General features: G+C 59.3%; 19 protein-coding genes. 9 read left to right on the forward strand and 10 right to left on the reverse strand.

Going from position 1 to position 18,536, the window contains the following annotated elements:
- Positions 1-77: 77 nt before the first annotated feature.
- The 4 genes from QP981_RS06945 to QP981_RS06960 all read left to right on the forward strand — a co-directional run bounded on the left by QP981_RS06945 (position 78) and on the right by QP981_RS06960 (position 5,088).
- Positions 78-1,025 (forward strand): L-lactate dehydrogenase, encoded by a 948-nt coding sequence (locus tag QP981_RS06945; protein ID WP_016421677.1) that lies wholly within the window; start codon positions 78-80, stop codon positions 1,023-1,025.
- 138 nt (positions 1,026-1,163) lie between these two features.
- Positions 1,164-3,125: a pyruvate kinase gene (locus tag QP981_RS06950; RefSeq protein WP_049171694.1), complete on the forward strand. Its 1,962-nt coding sequence runs from the start codon at positions 1,164-1,166 to the stop codon at positions 3,123-3,125.
- A 118-nt stretch (positions 3,126-3,243) separates the two neighbouring features.
- Positions 3,244-4,122, forward strand: a complete 879-nt coding sequence (locus QP981_RS06955; RefSeq protein WP_150963515.1) for a hypothetical protein — start codon at positions 3,244-3,246, stop codon at positions 4,120-4,122.
- Positions 4,123-4,170: 48 nt separating this feature from the next.
- Positions 4,171-5,088 carry a DUF5926 family protein gene (locus tag QP981_RS06960; RefSeq protein WP_284857700.1) on the forward strand — a complete coding sequence of 306 codons (918 nt, stop codon included), beginning with the start codon at positions 4,171-4,173 and terminating at the stop codon, positions 5,086-5,088.
- Positions 5,089-5,192: 104 nt separating this feature from the next.
- Here QP981_RS06960 and QP981_RS06965 read toward each other — a convergent pair whose 3' ends face one another.
- Positions 5,193-6,596 (reverse strand): LCP family protein, encoded by a 1,404-nt coding sequence (locus QP981_RS06965; RefSeq protein ID WP_258225507.1) that lies wholly within the window; start codon positions 6,594-6,596, stop codon positions 5,193-5,195.
- Between the two features lie 131 nt (positions 6,597-6,727).
- On the opposite strand from QP981_RS06965, the gene QP981_RS06970 reads away from it, so the two are divergent.
- The gene (locus QP981_RS06970; protein WP_070602306.1) at positions 6,728-7,537 is read left to right on the forward strand and encodes a fructosamine kinase family protein; all 810 of its coding nucleotides are present in this window, start codon (positions 6,728-6,730) and stop codon (positions 7,535-7,537) included.
- 14 nt (positions 7,538-7,551) lie between these two features.
- On the opposite strand, the gene QP981_RS06975 is transcribed toward QP981_RS06970, so the two are convergent.
- Entirely contained in the window at positions 7,552-8,922 is a 1,371-nt protein-coding gene (locus tag QP981_RS06975) for an amidase (RefSeq protein ID WP_284857701.1), read from the reverse strand.
- Between the two features lie 33 nt (positions 8,923-8,955).
- Here QP981_RS06975 and pheA point away from each other — a divergent pair, with 33 nt between their 5' ends.
- Together pheA and QP981_RS06985 are read left to right on the forward strand one after the other, a co-directional pair.
- Positions 8,956-9,891, forward strand: coding sequence for a prephenate dehydratase (pheA, locus tag QP981_RS06980; RefSeq protein WP_070602311.1), 936 nt, complete (start codon positions 8,956-8,958; stop codon positions 9,889-9,891).
- Between the two features lie 3 nt (positions 9,892-9,894).
- A complete protein-coding gene (locus tag QP981_RS06985; protein WP_070602313.1) occupies positions 9,895-10,686 on the forward strand; it encodes a histidine phosphatase family protein in 792 nt (263 codons plus the stop codon).
- Between the two features lie 35 nt (positions 10,687-10,721).
- On the opposite strand, the gene QP981_RS06990 is transcribed toward QP981_RS06985, so the two are convergent.
- The 3 genes from QP981_RS06990 to QP981_RS07000 form a co-directional block, all read right to left on the reverse strand.
- Entirely contained in the window at positions 10,722-11,267 is a 546-nt protein-coding gene (locus tag QP981_RS06990; RefSeq protein WP_083296870.1) for a DUF1707 SHOCT-like domain-containing protein, read from the reverse strand.
- A 74-nt stretch (positions 11,268-11,341) separates the two neighbouring features.
- On the reverse strand, positions 11,342-11,686 hold the full coding sequence (locus QP981_RS06995; RefSeq protein ID WP_016421667.1) for a metallopeptidase family protein: 345 nt from the start codon (positions 11,684-11,686) through the stop codon (positions 11,342-11,344).
- A gap of 31 nt (positions 11,687-11,717) precedes the next feature.
- Positions 11,718-12,971, reverse strand: coding sequence for a septum formation family protein (locus QP981_RS07000; protein WP_284857702.1), 1,254 nt, complete (start codon positions 12,969-12,971; stop codon positions 11,718-11,720).
- 121 nt (positions 12,972-13,092) lie between these two features.
- Here QP981_RS07000 and QP981_RS07005 point away from each other — a divergent pair, with 121 nt between their 5' ends.
- Both QP981_RS07005 and serS read left to right on the forward strand, forming a co-directional pair.
- Complete coding sequence (locus QP981_RS07005; RefSeq protein ID WP_049171671.1) at positions 13,093-13,743, forward strand: LysE family translocator; 651 nt, start codon at positions 13,093-13,095, stop codon at positions 13,741-13,743.
- 47 nt (positions 13,744-13,790) lie between these two features.
- Positions 13,791-15,053, forward strand: a complete 1,263-nt coding sequence (serS, locus tag QP981_RS07010; protein ID WP_016421664.1) for a serine--tRNA ligase — start codon at positions 13,791-13,793, stop codon at positions 15,051-15,053.
- 300 nt (positions 15,054-15,353) lie between these two features.
- Here serS and QP981_RS07015 read toward each other — a convergent pair whose 3' ends face one another.
- The 5 genes from QP981_RS07015 to QP981_RS07035 form a co-directional block, all read right to left on the reverse strand.
- Entirely contained in the window at positions 15,354-16,100 is a 747-nt protein-coding gene (locus QP981_RS07015) for a DUF2705 family protein (protein ID WP_049193142.1), read from the reverse strand.
- Positions 16,101-16,174: 74 nt separating this feature from the next.
- Complete coding sequence (locus QP981_RS07020; RefSeq protein WP_052317790.1) at positions 16,175-16,975, reverse strand: ABC transporter ATP-binding protein; 801 nt, start codon at positions 16,973-16,975, stop codon at positions 16,175-16,177.
- Positions 16,975-17,262: a PLDc N-terminal domain-containing protein gene (locus QP981_RS07025; RefSeq protein ID WP_016421661.1), complete on the reverse strand. Its 288-nt coding sequence runs from the start codon at positions 17,260-17,262 to the stop codon at positions 16,975-16,977. Before QP981_RS07025 ends, QP981_RS07020 begins: the two co-directional genes overlap by 1 nt.
- 3 nt (positions 17,263-17,265) lie before the next feature.
- The gene (locus tag QP981_RS07030; protein WP_284857703.1) at positions 17,266-18,108 is read right to left on the reverse strand and encodes a DUF5808 domain-containing protein; all 843 of its coding nucleotides are present in this window, start codon (positions 18,106-18,108) and stop codon (positions 17,266-17,268) included.
- The gene (locus QP981_RS07035) at positions 18,105-18,440 is read right to left on the reverse strand and encodes a PadR family transcriptional regulator (RefSeq protein WP_049190945.1); all 336 of its coding nucleotides are present in this window, start codon (positions 18,438-18,440) and stop codon (positions 18,105-18,107) included. Before QP981_RS07035 ends, QP981_RS07030 begins: the two co-directional genes overlap by 4 nt.
- Between the last annotated feature and the right edge of the window lie 96 nt (positions 18,441-18,536).

The following is an 18,536-nucleotide window of genomic DNA, read 5'->3' on the forward strand; positions in this document are numbered from 1 at the left end:
CGCCAGTTTTCCGCACAAAGCGTAGCCTGTGGGGTGTCGCAACGTTTTCCGAATCGGTTGAGAAGGATCCGAGGGCTATGAAGCTATCCACAGGAAATAAGGTCGTGCTGATCGGCGCTGGCGACGTCGGCGTGGCATATGCGTACTCACTGGTCAACCAAGGCACTGTCGACCATTTGGCAATCATTGACATCGACGAAAAGAAGACGATGGGCAACGTCATGGACTTAAACCATGGCGTCGTGTGGGCGTCGTCGCGCACCAAAGTCACTCAGGGCACGTACGCCGACTGTGACGATGCCGCGCTGGTAGTCATCTGTGCAGGCGCAGCACAAAAGCCCGGCGAGACTCGCCTACAGCTGGTGGACAAGAACATGAAAATTATGAAGTCCATCGTCGATTCCGTCATGGCCAGCGGTTTTGATGGGCTCCTACTGATCGCCTCCAACCCCGTCGACGTACTCACATACGCCGCGTGGAAGTACTCCGGGCTGCCACACAACCGTGTCTTCGGCTCCGGCACCATCCTGGACACCGCACGTTTCCGTTACATGCTGGGTGAATACTACGATGTTTCCCCGATGAGCGTGCACGCATACATCATTGGTGAACACGGCGACTCCGAGCTGCCGGTGTTGTCCAGCGCCAACGTTGCAGGCGTCAGTCTGTCCAAGCGCCTCGCCGCCGACCCCGCGCTTCACGACGAGCTGGAGGACATCTTCATCCGAACCCGTGATGCCGCCTACGAGATTATCGATGCCAAGGGCTCCACTTCCTACGGAATCGGTATGGGGCTGGCCCGCATTACGCGCGCCATTTTCCAGAACCAAGAGGTAGCTCTGCCGGTCTCCGCATACTTGCAAGGTGAATACGGTCATGAGGACGTGTTCATCGGAACACCAGCCATTGTGAACCGTCGAGGAATTCGCCGCGTTATCGAGCTTGAGCTGGACGAATACGAAAAGAAGCAGCTGGACAAGTCCATTCAGACGCTCCGAGATGTGCAGGATCCATTCTGGAAGTAACTGCTGGTAGCGAGAGTAGATGTCTTCTCGACATGCGCTTTCGGCCGTCTCATTTGAGAATGAGAATGCCCACCTTCTATTGGCCCGCGTGGCCGACTCTGGCCAACGCTTCGTCTTCAACACAGGAGTGCCTTCTCTATGGCAGCGCAGAGCCCTCAAGACACAGCAACTGACAACACTGAAAGCGGCGCGGCCGTACCGCGTCTGGATGACCTCATCAGCAAGGTCACTGATCTGATCACAGAGTTGGACGACGTCTCGGTGGAGGCTTCTGCACTGCTCGCAGAGGTGCCGGAAGAGCGCCGTCGGCACGCGGAAAACCTGCTGCACTACGCACACCTGCGCACAATTGACATCCGTGAGCTGCAAAACAGCTTGCACGACCTCGGCGTGACCAGTCTGACCACGGTGGAGACTTTCACCCGGGGGCGCCTTGAGCTCGCTCTCAACGCGCTGTTGGCGCTGGCGGGGCGCACCTCAGACATCGATGTCGCCCGCATTATTGCCGACGATGAGCGCGCGGATATTGCCCTGGATAACAACGCCACCGAGCTGTTCGGTCAGGAGCGCGCGGATGTCACTTCGCACATTATGGTGACCCTGCCCGCCGAGGCCGCCGACGATGCAGAGTTGGTGGAGAGCTTCGCTGCCGCTGGCATGGATCTCGCTCGCATCAACTGCGCCCACGACGGACCTGAGCAGTGGAGCCGCATGATTGACAACGTCAATGCTGCAGCTGAGAAGGCCGGTCGCCGCATCTTCGTGTCCATGGATCTGGCTGGTCCGAAGCTGCGCACGGGCGATATCGAACCGGGGCCGCGTGTGGGGCGCGCCCGTGTTGTGCGTGACGACGCTGGCACGGTCATCTCCAAGTCCAAGATTTGGCTGACTCCGCGACTGGATGAGCACCCCAAGCCAGCTCCGAGCGATTTGCCGGGGCGTCCCGCACTGCCGTTGGAAGCAGATCAGGGGTGGTTGGAACAGCTGCAGCTTGACGATGTCATTACGCTGCATGACTCCCGCTCGGCGAAGCGTCACTTCACCGTTGTGCGCATCGACACCGACTCCGAGGGCGAGGTCGAGGCTGTCCTCGCCGAGGGCGAAAAGAACGCCTGGATTGCCGAGGGAACACACCTGCGCAGCAACTACGAGGTCACGCGCGCTGGTGGCGTGCCACCGACCGTGCAAAAGCTGCGCTTCCACACCGGTGATGAGTTTATTCTCACCAGCCGCGAGGAAATCACCACCATTCCACGCACTGACGATGAAATTCCACGCGTCTCCTGTTCGCTGCCGTCTGCCGTGGCGGCTCTGAAGCCGGGCAATCCGGTGCTTTTCGACGACGGTGCGCTCGGCGCTGAGGTGGTTGAGGTCTCCGAGACGTCGTCAAGCGAAGATAGTCACGTCGATGCCCGGCTGCGTGTCCTGCGTACGAAGCCGAATGGTCAGCCGCTGGCGGCGCATAAGGGCATCAATCTGCCGAACACCGACCTGCCACTCAATTCGCTTACCGACGAAGACATTGAGCACCTGCGCTTTGTGGTGGAGCATGCGGATATTGCTGCGGTGAGCTTTATTCGCACGCAGGGGGATGCTGAGTACGTTTACAAGGTGCTCGATGAGATTGCGGCGGAACATGAGGCTGCGGGCCGCGAGGACCTGGCGTCGAAGGCTCGGAACCTGGGTGTTGTGCTGAAGATTGAGACTATTCCGGCATTCCAGAATCTGCCGGGAATCATCATCGCCAGCATGAAGCGCGCCAAGTCCGGTCTGATGATTGCTCGTGGTGACCTGGCTGTGGAGCTGGGCTTCGACCGTATGGGTGAGGTCCCAGGCCAGATTCTGACGCTGGCGCAGGCAGCCGGTGTGCCGACCATTCTGGGTACTCAGGTGCTGGAGAACATGGCCAAGGCCGGCCTGCCGTCCCGCGCGGAGATTACCGATGCGGCCTTCGCCCTGCGTGCCGAGTGCGTGATGCTGAACAAGGGGCCGCACATTACCGAGGCCATCGCGATTTTGAACAACCTGGCCCGGAAGATGGGACGTTCGCAGCGTAAGAGCCGCATCATGCTGCGGAAGATTCGCAGCTGGTCGGACTAGTGGCTGGGGTAGGGGCCGGGCTAGTTTAGGTAGGTTAGGGGGAGCGCACTTAAAAACACCGTGGGAGAAAAGACTGCGGAAGAAGCCGGCCGCGCGTACGAGAGGAGCCCTGCGGAAAATGTCTAATGAACAGGCAGAAAACGCGGGGTGGGCTGTGCCGCCGCAGTCTCCAAAACAGCAGCCACAGCAGTCCCCACCTCAGGTGGTGCTGCCACCGCAGCAGAACTGGCAGCCGACTGTCTCGGATTCGACTATCACGGGTGCGACGCCGCGCTGGAAGGCCGATGAGATTGTTCGCAAGCGCGCGGACAGCGTCTTTCGATGGGCGATGAGCGGCGCCGGAGTATTCGCCGCATTTACCGTTTTCGTCTGGATGAGCATCCTGAGCCCCGGTCAGGACCTAGTGGTTTCCCTCCTCGGTGAGTTTGGAGCATGGGCTTTCGGTCTCTGTGGAATGGTTTCCCTCATTGGGCTGGGTTTTTCGGTCTACAAGACCCTCCAGGTGCTGCGTGACCGCGCAACGTATGCTCGCCCACTGCTGTCGCGCACGGCAACGGATGTGCGCACGATGCACATGTGGCCAGTGCGCAACATCACGGGGCCCGTAGTCGCGTTGGCTGAAACAGGAGTCACTGCCGTAATGGGGCCAGGTCGCTTTATCTGGTACCTGGCCTGCGTTTTGTGGCCACTTGCAGTGGGGTGGTTTATCGCTGCCGACGTATCCCGGACATACTTCCAGGCCGGAATCATCACCGTTTTAGCTTGTGTGACGACTGCCCTCACAGCGCGGCTACTCGGCTACGTGTTGGCTCCCGAGGAAGTGCATCGCAACATTCCCGTTGGATCCGGTCGCGAACGCACCCAGCCCGGTTTCTGGTCCAAGGGCTTCATCCCCAGCGAAGCTACCGATGAACAAGGGGAGACGGGCGCAATGGCCGTCGACAAGCAGCTTTTCGAAGGAACGGCGAGCGAATTCGTCGACGATTTTTATAAGTAGCCCAGGCAGTCGCGAACTACGGAGAGCGAATAGGTATTCTGTGGCCTTGTGGGAAAGAAATCTCGTAAGAAGAATAATCAGGCCCCGGAGGGCATGAGCCGTCGTCAGGCGAAGCTGGCAGCCCGCGCTGCTGAGCGTGCAGCGCTGCTGGGTAATCCGCGTCCGTTCAAGGACTTCGACGAAGAGGCTGACATCGTGGCTGTCCGCGAGTTCGCTCCGGCTGTGGTCATTCCGGTCACGGTCGCTGACGCCGAGCGTGACATCAAGCTCTGCACCGTGCTGCCAGGCGGCGTTGCTGCCCTGACGCGTGCCGCTGACCAGGGCAATGAGGCTTTCGTCGCGCTGCAGACGCAGGCGCGCACCAATGACGGCGCTGCGGATCTCTCCCGTGCGCTGGCATGGGCCCGTGACGCAGAGCCGGGCCAGCAGCTCTCCTCCGCCACTGACGGCGAGGCCGCACCGCTTACCGACGTCCTGACCGCCGTGGATCTCGACAACCTGGAGGTCCACCAGGACTTCGAGTGGTGGATTCCCAAGGGCATTGAACGCACCCCGATGATCGAGCAGAACCTGGCCGTGGCTAACGACGCGATTCTCCCGTCATACCGCCTGGATGCGAAGGTCGCTGGTGCTGTGTGGTGGATTGATCCGGGCGAGCGCGCCCACATCCGCTGGGTGCGCCGCGAAGATGAAAGGCCACTGCTGGACGCCCTGGCACGCGTGCACGCTGCGGACAACCTTTCGCTGGGAGAGGGCACCAAGTTCGCTGGTGTCTTCCGCACCGATGGTCTGCTGGTGCCGGTCTGGGACCTGGATAACACCAAGCCGCACGACCACTGGATTGCCGCCGTGGAAGAGGCCGACAAGCGTATCGCTGAGGCGCTGGCCAGCGAAGAACCGCTGACCGCCGAAGAGCGCAAGTCCCGTGAGACCATCGTGTCCCGTCAGGTGACCATTCGGAACTAGGCGTAGCTGGTTTAAGAACTAACGCGTGTGGCTCAGCAAAATGCTAAGTCACACGCGTTAGTTGTCTCGAAAGCTATCCGAAGCTGTTTTAGCTGCCCTCTTGGCTATCTCAGCTCCGCAAAAAGTGCTGGCGCTTCGACTTCGTCCCAGAGCAGCACATTGCCCGCATAACCGGTGTCCATGGCGCCTGAGGTGGGCACGGTAAGAGAATCGGAACCGAAGAGCATGCGCAACATCAGCCAGGTCAGGTGCCAGACATGGTCACCATCGCCGACGAACACGGCCTTAGTGCCAGCATTGGCCAGGCGAATCCAGCGGTAGGGGTTGAGCCATACCGCAGGTGATTTCAGCCGTCCCATCAGCGCGCTCATGAACTCACGCTGCCGCTCTACGCGGTCCAAGTCTCCCTGGGCGGTAGCACGCGTGCGCACGTAACCCAGGGCGCCCGCGCCGTCGAATTTCTGGCAACCGGCCTGGATATTCAGGCCCGCCAGCGGATCGTCGATGGCTTCTTCAGGGCACATCTCGATACCGCCGACAGCATCGACGACACCGGCGAAACCGCCAAAGCCAATTTCGGCGTAGTGGTCGATGTGGATTCCAGTGTTTTTCTCTACGGTATCGATGAGCAACTGGGGGCCACCAAATGCGAATGCCGCATTGATCTTGTTCTTGTCATTGCCCGGGATATCCACGAAGGAGTCACGCGGGATACTGACCAACTTCGGCTTACCGAGCACCGGAATGTGGGCAATCATGATGGTGTCGGTGCGCTGGCCGAAATCACCACTGCCCGTCGACAGCTTGGCAGCATCTTCCTCTGACAGGCCCGTACGAGAGTCTGAACCGACGAGCAACCAGTTGGAGGACATCGTATTGGCAGGGCGGTCTGCCAGATCTGAGAACGCATCGACCCTGGTCAGGCGGATGTCGACAAGTGCCATCGTGACGACAAGGAAGATGACGAGAAGCAGGATGATGGATTTAAAGCGCAAGCGTGGCAGTCGCAAGCGTGGCATGCGGAACCCAGACCTGACGCCGGCGCCGTCACGACTGCCACGGCGTCCACCACGGCCAGAACTCGCTGCTTGTGGGGCACTGTAGTAGTCCTGTGACGAGCCGCGCGAGGAAGATTGGAAATCCGCATCCGGATTATATCCGGGTGGGGGAAACCGCGGATCGCTGCCAGCGCGTCCGCTACCGGCCCGGTTCATTGGTGGACGGGACTCAATGCGCGTTTCGTTCAGTGGCGCCTGCCGACGTTCCGGTTGCGGCCTAGACCTGCGCGGAGGCATAGGCGCTGGGCGGGCTGCCCCTGCCCTAGATGGGCGGTCGGAACGGGGCGGGATGGGGCGTCGTGAAGCGCCACGCGAATCGGCCTCACGGGGGCCGGCATGCTTCGGCGACGCCTCGTCCACACGGCGGTAGATGGGGCGGCCATAGCGATCTTTAAGCGGCCTACCGTATCGGTCGCGGGCAATGCGCGAGTCGTCGAAGTTGCCTTCCATACCAATAAAGAATAGGCAACGACAGTGGACTAAGAGAACCGAGACAGCAATACAAGTCTTGGTAGCGCTGGCGTTACCCTGCATGCGACGTGCTGAAAGGGGTTGGGAACGAAGAAGAATATGCTGGAAATATGTCCGCAATGAATCAGAACAACGAACGTGCAGTCAACGAGTCGGATGTTTATGTCAAGAGCCGACATGGTGTCCCGCGGGACTTCTTCGCCTGTGAGGCGGCGGGGCTGGGTTGGCTGCGCGAGGGTGAAGCTGACGGCGGTGCGCGCGTAGTGGAGGTGCTGGGCGTGAGCGGGCATGCGCTGAAATTGCGTCGAATTGAGTCGACGGTGCCGACTCCACAGGCGGCGTACGATTTCGGAAAATCGTTGGCCATTACCCACAATCTGGGCGCCGCTGGCTGGGGTGCCGGCCCCGATGGATGGGAGGGGCACGGCTACTTCGGTCCACTGGATCAGCCCCTGCAGATGGACCTGACTCCACGGGAGAGCTTCGGTGAATACTGGGCGAGAGGACGTCTACTGCCCGCGCTGGGAAAGTTGGAAAGCTCCTACAATAACCGTCAGCTAGATATCTTTGAACAGCTCATTGAGCGACTCTTGGCTGGAGATTTCGACAACGAGCCAGATGCTGCGCGTGTCCACGGTGACCTGTGGTGGGGAAACCTCATGTGGGATGCAAACGGCGCGATCTTGATTGACCCCGCGGCGCACGGCGGAGCCCGCGAGGAAGATTTGGCACTGCTGGCGCTATTCGGGGCAACACACTTCGACGAGATCTTGCGTGGCTACGAATCCGTACATCCCCTGCCGGATTTCGCCGAGAGCTGCGAACTCCATCAGCTCTACGCCGTGCTCATGCACGCGGTGCTTTTTGGTGGCGGATACGCCGGACAGGCGGCGGCAATGGCGGCGAAGTACGTGCGCTAGCTGGCGTTAGAAGCCTACAGCACGCTAGCCATCTCCAGTAGCTCTGCCTCGCCGCAGCGCACCGCACCGATGTTGACGCTGGTGGCGGGGAGCTTCGCATTGGGCGTGCTGCCGCTAGTGTCCGGCACAGCAATGGGCACGGACACGCTTGCCCACCCAGTCAGATTCCACAGCGACAACCACGGTGTCCACCGGGTTTGCTCGTCAAAGTCCTCCCACGGCGCCAACGCAGAGAAATGCCCAATACGCGGCGGATCAAACGCCAGCGTTGGCGTAATCACCGCATCGACTTCCCAACGCGACCTAATCGCGCCGGGCAGAGCCATCCGCTGCTGATGTGTCGCCGCCGCCTCTGCTGCGGAAATCTCCTGGCCACAGGAGCGAATCCACTGCACGATTTCGGAGTAGTCCGCGCGCGGTAATTTCGTGGCCATTCGCGTGATGGTCCGTCGAAAGATCTCGAACACGTCCGGACCTGCCGGATCATAGGGGCTGGGCACTTCCACCACGTCGTACCCGGCGTCGGCAAGACGGTCAGCCGCCGCCCACGCACCGTTTGCCCAGCGCTTATCGACGTCCACCTCAGCATGAAAAGGGCTGACAGTGACACCGATGCGAAGGGGGCGCTGGGGCCGTCGTAAAGCATGTGGGGTTGCGGAAAGTGGCACCCCGGCCAGCAGTGCTGCGTCATCGACTGTGCGAGTGAGGAAGGCGGGCGTGGAGAGATTTCCACCCGCAATATCATGTGCTGGCTTCAACCCAACGAGGCCACAGCAGGCGGCAGGCACGCGGATGGAACCGCCGCCGTCAGAGCCCAGAGCTGCGGGAACGACACCACTCGCGACAGCCACCGCGCTGCCGCCCGAGGAACCACCGGGAGTGCGTGGCGTGGTATCCGGCTGATTGGACAGCTGATTGGGCGCGGCGAAGTAGGGGTTTTCCGGGGCCGGGTAGCCAATCGGTTCGGTGTAGGCCGTCATCCCGACCTCGGAGGTATGCGTCGTCGCCGTGAGGACCGCGCCGCGAGCCAGCAGTTTCGCCACGGGTTCCGAGGTTTCGGTGGCGGTGAAAGCCAAGTTGGTCGAGCCCATCGTGCATTCGACCCCTGCGATGGTGAATAGGTCCTTGATTGCCACTGGCAGACCTAGGAGGTCACGCGGGAGTCCGTGGCTAGCGTGCCGGGCGGGTTCGGATTCGGCAGTGAGGCTGCGCGCGCGGTCGACAGCGTGCTCGGCCAAGGACGTGGCAATACCGAAACGGGCGGGATAGGTCGCGGCGTCGTCGGCAAGCGTGGCGAATTCCGAAACGATTTCCGATACCGAGATTGCGCCACTGCGCACGGCTTCAGTGAGGGCGCGGGCGGGCATCTCGGAAGAAGAGGTCATGCAATAAGTGTAGAAGCCCTCTAATCTGAGCTTATGACGACGGTTACTTATTTGGGTCCTGCGGGCACATTCACCGAGCAGGCGCTGTGGGACATGGCGCGTGCCGGCGAGATTGATCCGGCAGGGGAATCCGCGGTCAATGCGGTGCCGGTGGATAGCCCCGCGGCTGCGCTTGGAGCCGTGCGACGAGGGGAAGCGGACTTTGCCTGCGTGGCTATCGAAAGCAGCGTGGACGGTCCCGTCACACCAACTTTTGATGCCCTCGCCGCTGGGCCAGAGCTGCAGGTTTTTCGCGAAACCGAGGTCGGGGTGGTGTTCTCTATCCTGGTCCGTCCCGGTACGACGGCGGAACAGGTGCGTACTTTTACGACACATCCCGTAGCGTATCCGCAGGTCAAACAGTGGGTGGACGCCAACCTTCCGGGCGTGGAAGTTCACCAGGCCAGCTCCAATGCGGCGGCGGCCCACCAGGTCGCCGAGGGCACCCACGACGCTTGCGCAGCCCCTGCTCGTGCCGGTGAGTTGCTCGGGTTGGAAGCATTGGCCACTGAGGTCGCCGACGTGCGCGGTGCCCGCACCCGTTTCCTGCTGGTGGGGCGCCCCGGCGTGCCGACGCCGCGCACCGGCGCCGACCGCACCTCGGTCTCCTTCACGCTGCCGAACCAGCCCGGCACACTAATGCGTGCCATGAATGAGTTCGCAGTGCGACAGATCAACCTCACCCGCATCGAGTCACGCCCAACGCGCGAGCTCTTCGGCCTCTACCGCTTCTACATCGACTGCAACGGCCACGTTGATGATGCACAGGTTGCCGCGGCTCTCGCGGCACTGCACGAATACGCCGAAGATCTGCGCTATCTGGGGTCTTGGCCAGTCGCTGAGGGCGGTCGCCGCAGCATTATGACCCCGCCACCGGACATTTCCCAGTCAATTGAGTGGGTCGACGCGCTTAAGGAAGGACGAAGGTAAAACATGACACCCGCCGCGCCCGAAAATCCAGTTGGACAGCTGCCTTTCCTCGATGACCGTCCAGACCGCCCTGAATCTGTCATGCCGGTTGATTCCCAGCGCATCATTTTCATCCGCCACGGGCAGACCACCGGCAACATCAACCGCCGCCTGGATACCGCATTGCCGGGCGCACCGCTCACCGACCTCGGTGTGAGGCAGGCGCGCAGTCTGGGACGTCTTTTGCTTCCCGACGTGCACAGAATCGGTGACATCGTCACATCCCATGCCCTGCGTGCCCGCCAGACTGGTGCAGGCGCGGTCGCGAGTTTGCACCACCTGGGAGAGACTTCCGCTCGCATCCGCCATGAGGGTGGCCTCCACGAGATTCAGGCCGGCGACCTCGAGGGGCGCAATGATCGCGATGCGCACATGGAGTACATGCGTGCCTTCTACCAGTGGCTCAATGGGGAGCTGGAGTACCGCCTTCCCGGCGGTGAATCCGGTGCCGACGTGCTGAGTCGCTACCTGCCGACGCTACAGCAGCTGCTGGAGCAGGCAGGAGCGACAGGTGGTGAATCCAAGGAGTCGAAGGAGGGCGGCAACAAGGATGTCGTCATTGTCAGCCATGGCGCGGCTATTCGTCTGATTGGGCAGTATCTGACCGGGGTGAATCCGGAATACGCACTGCGACACCGCATTGCCAATACTGAGCGAATCGAGCTGGTTCCGAGCGCTGTGGACGTCGGCAAGCGTGCCGGCATTGAACCGGGCACGTGGGATGTGCGCCGCTGGGGCGACAGCGAGTTGCCTTAGACAGGCAGCTGGGCGGCGACTGTCACCGCTGGCCGTTATTGCTGGCCTTCCTGAATCTCGCGGCGCTTCTGAGCTGCCAGGCGTAGGCGTTCCGTGCGACGCTTGGATTCCTCTTCGTTGATTTCGTTGAGGAGTTTTTCTTCGTCATCATTGATGTTCAGTGCGGCGCGCCCGATGAGGGCAACAGCCGCAGCGGCGACGAAGCCGAACCACGCGTTGTCGATATCGGTGAAAATCATCAGAACGATAGAGACAGCGACGATGATGCCTGCAGCAGAGTCAACAATGTTGAGCTGGCGGCCCTTTTTCATCAGAGTCTGCAGCTCTTGATCGACACTTTGGTGCTGCGGTTTAGCCGGGGTGCCCTGTGAACTCTCGGGAGAAGTCTCAGCGGGCAGGTCTGCGAAGAGTGTTTGTAGTTGGGAGCGGGTTTTAGCGACTGCGGCAGCTTCGGCGCGCTTGGAGAATTCATCGACATCCAAGTAGCCGTCAGCGAAATGATTGCCGAGACGCTCCATGGCAGCGTTGCGCTCCCTATCGCCGACCCTGATTTCTGGCTTCTCGCTCGAGTTGTCGCTCATAGTTGCCAAGGCTACAGGGAAGAAAGCTGCCGTGAAGAAGTCGAGAGGGGCGAGGCCGTGCAGGAGAGCCGAACTTATCCGTAGCCGAGTCGGTCCAGATCCTCCTCCTCGAGGCCGAAATAATGCCCGATTTCATGCAGGAGAGTGACCCGAATCTGCTCCACCAGCTCCTCTTCGGTGTGACTGATACGGCAGAGCATGTCGCGGTACAGGCTGATTTGGTCAGGCGGACCCCAGTGGTTGTTAGAACGCTCGGTCAGAGGAATGCCCTCGTAGAGTCCCAGCAGTGTGGGCTCGTCGAGGTTATACGGGTGGACCTGGATGATGACCTGATCGAGCTGATCGAGAAACTGCGTGGGGATGCGGTCGATGGCCTCATCGACAAGCGCATCGAACCGCTCCGGGCTAACGTCAACCATTTATGGTGCTGCCTCGCAATGTCCTGTTGTTCTACTGTCCTGCGGGAGCGACTGCGTTATCCACAGTGCCTGCTTCAGCACCAGTACCGTCGGCACCGACCGCACCGACGTCACCTGTGCCAGCGCCAGCGCCAGCGTCACCCTGCTCCTCCCGCAGCGGATTGCGCGGCGGCGGAGCCACGGGCGGCTGGCCGTCGATAGTGAAGGACTCGTTAGCGTGGCCATTGAGAGTGGAGAACCCGCCCTGGCCATTGTCTTTAATCAACCAGCAGTTCACACTGCGCGAGCCAGCATTGAGCGACTCCTGCGACAGGGACGTCCAAAATGGCAACAGCGTTGAGTTATACAGCGGGTCGTCACCGCCGAGGTAATTCTGCGCGAGAGTTACACACTGTTCCGCGAGCACATCATTTTGCTCCTGGTCAGTGGGGACGTTGTCACCGAAATGGTCGCGGAGATTGACAATTCCCGTCGACTCCATCAGGTGATCTTCCACGCACGGTACCTGGCGGATGGCACCGCTTTCGTCCAACGTCACGCAGCGGCCACCCTCGAACACGCGGGACTGGTCCTGCCCGGCCGCAGGACCGGACATGTGCGCCGTGTTGCCGTCTTCATCGACGACCTGGATACCGCACAGGAAGGTTCGGTCACCCTTTTCCCACTGGCTAGGCGAAGGAATAATCGGCGCCGTGATAAATCGACCGTCCGGATCGTACTGGCCGCCCAGGTATTCAGTCACGGTGTTGCGACACACGCCATTTTGCAGAGCCACCAAATTGTCCGCTGTCGGGTAGTTGGCAGTTTTTGCGTATTGCCCCGGATGTTCCTCGTAGTCGGCGAGGTTCAGTTTCTTGGCGACCTCATAAGCGTGTGGCTGCTCACAGGGCACGACGCGGAAGTCAGAAACATTCAAATCTTCTGCCAGGTTCCAGTCCAGACAGTTGCCCGCGGTTGCGCTGGTGAACGCCGTCGTCTCCTTGTCAACGATGGTCGTCGTTGTCGACGATGACGCGCTTGCCGACGAGCCCTTGCCCCCAAGTGGCCCACTCGGTGGCTCGATGACTCCCGCTTGCAGCGCGAATGCCATTCCCGCGGCGCCGACCAGCATTGCCGTCGACAAAGCGCGCATTCCCCAGCTTCCACGAGAGTTACGGGAAGCGTGGGCATCGTTGCTGGCTGCGGAGGACGCACCAGCGCTGGCATCTGCGCCAGTACCTGCACCGGAGTCAGTGTCTGTGGCGGCAGCGTGCTCGCGATCCTGGTTCATATTGTCATCAGCCATAGTGACCCCATTGTGCACCGCCAATGAGCCTGTGGACAAGGTAACGCTCTGTCCGAGTTTGCTCAATAACTTCAAGCACTACAATAGTCCGGTATTTGTTCGCTACCCGAGGACACGAGTCTTGACCTGGACTGCACTACTCAGCCTGCTGGGCGTCCACATTATTGGTATGGCCTCACCAGGGCCTGACGTCTTCTTAATCCTGCGCCTTGCCACCAAATCCCGAAAGCACGCCATCGCAGCGGTTGCGGGTATCAGTACTGGTGCCACTATCTGGATGACCCTCACAGTTTTTGGGTTCGCAGCTGTCATCACCGCCAATCCTTTGCTGATGGGCGTAATCCAGCTCGTCGGGGGCTGTTATCTCATTTACATGGGCATCAGCATGGCCAAGGCAGGCATCAATACCCTCCGCGAACTGCGCGCCGGTGCCGCACCAGCGCTGGGAAGCGAGGCGCTCCGGTCGCCGAAGGCGACATTCCGTCAGGGCTTTTTCACCAATATGTCGAACCCGAAGATTGTTCTCTTCCTCACGGCAGTGCTTTCACAGTTCATTCCCGCAGGCGCATCCGTGGGGACGCTTGTGCTTTGTACGTTGGTGCTAATCGTCTCCCAAATCGCTTTCTTCCTATTTATCGCAATCGTGGTGTCGACGGATGCCGTCGTCAAGCGAATGGTGCTGGCAGGGCCGTGGATTGACACTGTCGCCGGCGTGATCTTCCTCGTCCTCGGCGCGCTGCTGGTCGCCTCAGGAGCGGAAGCGGCACTCTAGCAAGCCTTGTGCCTGCTTGCCGACGTAAACCAGGTACTCTAGGGGACGTGATTGATCTCAAATTTCTCCGCGAAAACCCTGAAGTAGCCCGCGAGTCCCAGCGCACCCGTGGTGAGGACCCGGCATTGGTCGATCAGCTGCTGGAAGCTGACGCTAAGCGCCGTGAGGTTATTGCCTCCACCGACGCGCTGCGTTCGGAGCAGAAGGGCTTCGGTAAGAAGATTGGTCAGGCGTCGAAGGAAGAGCGCCCGGCCATGCTGGAGAAGGCCAAGGAGCTTTCCGACGCCGTGAAGGCAGCCGAAGCGGAGCAGAAGGAAGCCGAGGCTGAGGTCGAGCGCCTGCAGTACCTGATTGGCAACATCGTTACGGGTGCGCCCGCCGGCGGCGAAGATGACTTTGTCGTGCTGGAGGAAATCGGTGAGATTCCACAGTTCGACTTTGAGCCCAAGGACCACCTGGACCTCGGTGAGTCGCTGGGTCTTATTGATATGGAGCGTGGCGTCAAGGTCTCCGGCTCCCGCTTCTACTTCCTGACCGGTTACGGTGCCATGCTGCAGCTGGCCATGATGAACTTGGCTGCTCAGAAGGCAACTCAGAATGGCTTCCAGCTGATGGTGCCGCCGGTGCTGGTTCGTCCGGAGACCATGTCGGGTACTGGCTTCCTCGGTGCGCACTCCGATGAGATCTACTACCTGCAGGAAGATGACCTCTACCTGGTCGGTACCTCGGAAGTCGCTCTGGCCGGCTACCACTCCAACGAGATTATTGACCTGTCGGAGGGGCCGCGTCGCTACGCTGGTTGGTCTTCCTGTTTCCGTCGTGAAGCGGGCTCTTACGGCAAGGACACCCGCGGTATCCTGCGTGTGCACCAGTTCGACAAGCTGGAGATGTTCTCCTACTGTCCGCCGGAGCAGGCGGAGGCAGAGCACCAAAAGCTACTGAACATGGAGCGCGAGATGCTGGCCGCGGTCGATGTTCCATACCGCATCATCGATGTTGCTGGCGGTGACCTGGGTGCATCGGCTGCCCGCAAGTTCGATACCGAGGCATGGGTGCCGACGCAGAACACCTACCGCGAGTTGACCTCGACTTCGAACTGCACGACTTTCCAGGCTCGTCGTTTGAAGACCCGCTACCGCGATGCCGATGGCAAGTCTCAGTACTGCGCCACCCTAAATGGCACGCTGGCCACGACGCGTTGGCTGGTCGCCATTCTGGAAAACCACCAGCAGGCCGATGGTTCTGTGGTGATTCCGGAGGCGCTGCGTCCGTTCATGATGGGCAAGGAAGTTCTCGAGCCGGTTAAGTAGGTTTTCGGGGCCTGGGCTGCGGGTTCCGCGGCTCGGGGCTGGTTGCTCGGTTGTTGGCCGGGGCTGGCATGGGGTCGGCGTGGGGTCGGGCTCGTTCTGCAGAGAAAGTGCCTAAGTTTATGACACTTTTCGGCCAATTTTTGGTTCGAATCTGTCATAAACTTAATCAGTTTCTGGTTGTGGTCGGGTCGGTGAGCTACGAGACGGTCGTTTTGTCCACGTCAAGACCAGTTTTCTATGTGGCATGGAGAAAATTCGCGAGAGAGTCTAAGCGGATTTCCTTCAGCTAAAGCCGTTGACTTATAGCTCTTTGTGCTGCAGTACTGCAATTGCAATGCCGAAAAGTACAACGGCGATGGATAATCCAGTGATCACCGGCTGCGGAGCAACACTTTGTCCCGCGAGAACCGCATCGGCTTGTTTCAGGATTCCCGCTGGATTCCATGAATCTGCAGGAGCCCAAGTACTTAAGACTTGTAAGAGCATTCCCGTGCCGACGGCTGCGCCAGCTGCGCCCACCTGAGAAAACGACGCTACACCTACGAGAAATGCGGCAGCCACGACAAGTGCCATTACGACGAACCACGTAAGTAGCGCATAGAAGATTTGCAGAATTTGGACGTCCCCGTAGATTGCGAACGTGATGGCAACGTTGAGTATTGTGGCGATGACGATTGTGGTTGCCGGAATAAGCAGCGCGCAAAGAATTTTGGAGACCATGAATTTCCATCGCGGCACATGACGGGTCAGACTAAATAAGTACGAGCCATCGCTGAGCTCGCTTGCTGCACATGAGCCAGAAACTATAGCTACAACCAGGAGGAACACCTGGTTGAGATCTTTAATCCATTGAGCATGAGCAGTGCTGTACGTCGGTTTAGGTAAGGTGTCAGCGATGGCAGCGAGTTCAGCCCCGCCTAATGTCTGGACAATCTCCTTTAAATAGTGGGCAATGAAAGGCCCCGAAACGGCGAGGAGCAATGCCGCGGTAGCTAGTAATGGGAGTCGCCATGTGCGCAAAATCTCTTCTGCATCTTTGCGTAACAAAGCTGGGAAGACTGCCTCTGTATGAGTCCGCGATGCAGTGGTCCTACACGGTGCGGTGGTAGTTTGAGGTGTCATTATTCTCTTCCGGTAGTCGCAATGAATACTTCTTCGAGGCTGCGGTGCTCTGGCTGAGAGCTTTCGACGACCCAACCGGAATGGTTGATTGCTGACTGCAGCCTTGATGAGGTTGAAGGTTTGTCTTGTGGGCCTGGGGAAACCACTAGATGCAGTCTCTCGCTTGTGGGGGTGAGCAGGTGGTTCAGAGGCCCCTCTGCGACGATTTTTCCGTCGTGCAAAATGCCAACGCGGTCACAAATCTTCTCCGCATCATTAAGTAAATGTGTGGAAAAAAGCACTGTGGCCTGGCCGCGGAGGGCTTTAATCATAGAGAGAACGTCGTATCGCCCAATCGGATCGAGTGCCGATGTTGGTTCATCGAGGATGAGTAGCTCGGGAGCGTCGATAAGCGCTTGTGCAATTCCCAAGCGTTGACGCATTCCTCGAGAAAAATCCATAACTCTTTGGGACTGTCCTGTGAGTTTCGCGAGGCTGAGCAGTAACTCAACTCGGTTATCGAGCACAGCGCCGCGGAGTCCGCAGAGGCGTCCGCAGTACTTAAGGAATTCGTCAGCTCGCATCCACGGATAGTAACTGGGAACGTCAGGGAGGAAACCGACACGCTTGGCGGTAGTTTTTAGTTCGCCAGAGTCGATGCTGGTCAGTCCTAAAATTGCCCTGATTGCGGTAGTTTTTCCAGAGCCATTGCGTCCGAGAAAACCATAGATTTCGCCGGGCTCGAGTGCGAGTGAAACTCCATCGAGCACAGTCTTTGAACCAAAGGATTTATGTAGGTCAGTGACTTCGAGCACGGTCATTATTCCTGCCTTGAGCTGTGCGATGAGTCGTTGGCATAGATTTTGTTAACGATGTCAGTTGCAGATTCCTGTGATTCTTCGTGGTAGTCAACTGTTTCTGTGCGGCTGAACCCAGTGGTCAGAAAAATAATTGGTCCAATGAAGTTCACGACTATGACGATGACCACCCATGCAGTTTTGGGAAAGTAGCGGATACGTTTTGCGGGGGTGCGGGCCAATACAACCAAAGAAAGTGTCAGCAGTACTAGCTGGACAATTGCGGCGATAATGATTACATACGACGGCATGATTTAAGCCACCCCAGCTTTCTTCCACGTAGCCTTCAGCCCAGCGAAGAGAGGTAGGGCAAGGCATGCGGCCGAAGCCGCGACCGATACCACGGCAACACCAGCTTGGACTAATGCCGGATTGGTCTTGGAGTTTTCTTCCGTGAGGACTCCGATCAGCTGAGATGGTGCAATTGTGCTTGCGAGCGCGCCTAGGGACGCAACACGCAGAGTATCTTCGCGGTCATCTGCCTTGAGCAGCGAAGCAGCTGAGAATCCAGCTCCGACCGTAGAAACCACGAAGGGAAGAAGCAGAGTTTCCTTCGGTGCTGTTTTCTGAACTGCCTTGCCGTTTAGCTTCCATTTCGTGTGGACTTCTGAAGGCAACTGCTTCCAGGACATAGCCAGTGCGACGCCGTGCGCAACCGTCACGGCCGCGGGGAGAAAAGCGGTCGCCTGCAGTGTGCGAGCTGGAATTTCAGAGATAACCTCACCGTCAATATCGTCCGGTCGGACAATCCCCAGCTTGGTCGCTACTGCGGCCCAGTTGATAGACCAGCCAAAACCCAACAGGTGAGGTTGGAGGATCCGCGGGTCGTCCATGTTCCACAGGGAAGCGCGACCGCTTTTGGTAAATACCCGAAGCGGTTTGGAGAGGTACCTGCGCAAGGTGTTTGGTTCGCCAATTTGTTCGGCTACGCAATTTGCGTAGTCGGTCGCCGTTCCCAGCTCTTCGGTCAGGTCCGCGTGGACGTCGTTAAGCTCTTGCAGAAGACTCTCCTGCTCGGCGATGATCGCCTTGCGTTGTGCGTGCGATATGCCGATTTCGCGCAGTTTGTGGTCAATGGCAGTGAGGTAGGTGTTCATTGGGGCTCCTCGGAAAATAGTGCGGTCATGTCGGCGGATAGATCGATGAAGTCCTGATGTAGTTGCGTGAGTGTTTGTTTTCCTTTGGCTGTCAGTGAGTAGTACTTGCGCGGCGGCCCTTTGGGGGATTCCTCCCAGCGATTGCTGATCAGGCCGTTGGTGGTCAGCCGCGAGAGTAGGGGGTAGACGGTTCCCGCGGGCGCGCTGAGGTGGGGGTAGGCGTTGAGCTTTGCGACGAGTGCCGCGCCATAGAGCTCTTCGCGGGAAATCAGCTTGAGAATGGCGAGCTCAAGTACCCCTTTCTTCAGTTGTGTTTGTGGACGTTTGGGCATTGCGTGGTGCTTTCTTTCCGGCGGTATGGAGGAATCTGCCCAGGCAGAATACTTTTCATACCTAGTACCTTGTAATACCAACTATACGCACAGTAG

Origin of the sequence: Corynebacterium sp. MSK047, assembly GCF_030232285.1 — a bacterium.
Classification (GTDB): Bacteria; Actinomycetota; Actinomycetes; order Mycobacteriales; family Mycobacteriaceae; genus Corynebacterium; species Corynebacterium jeikeium_D.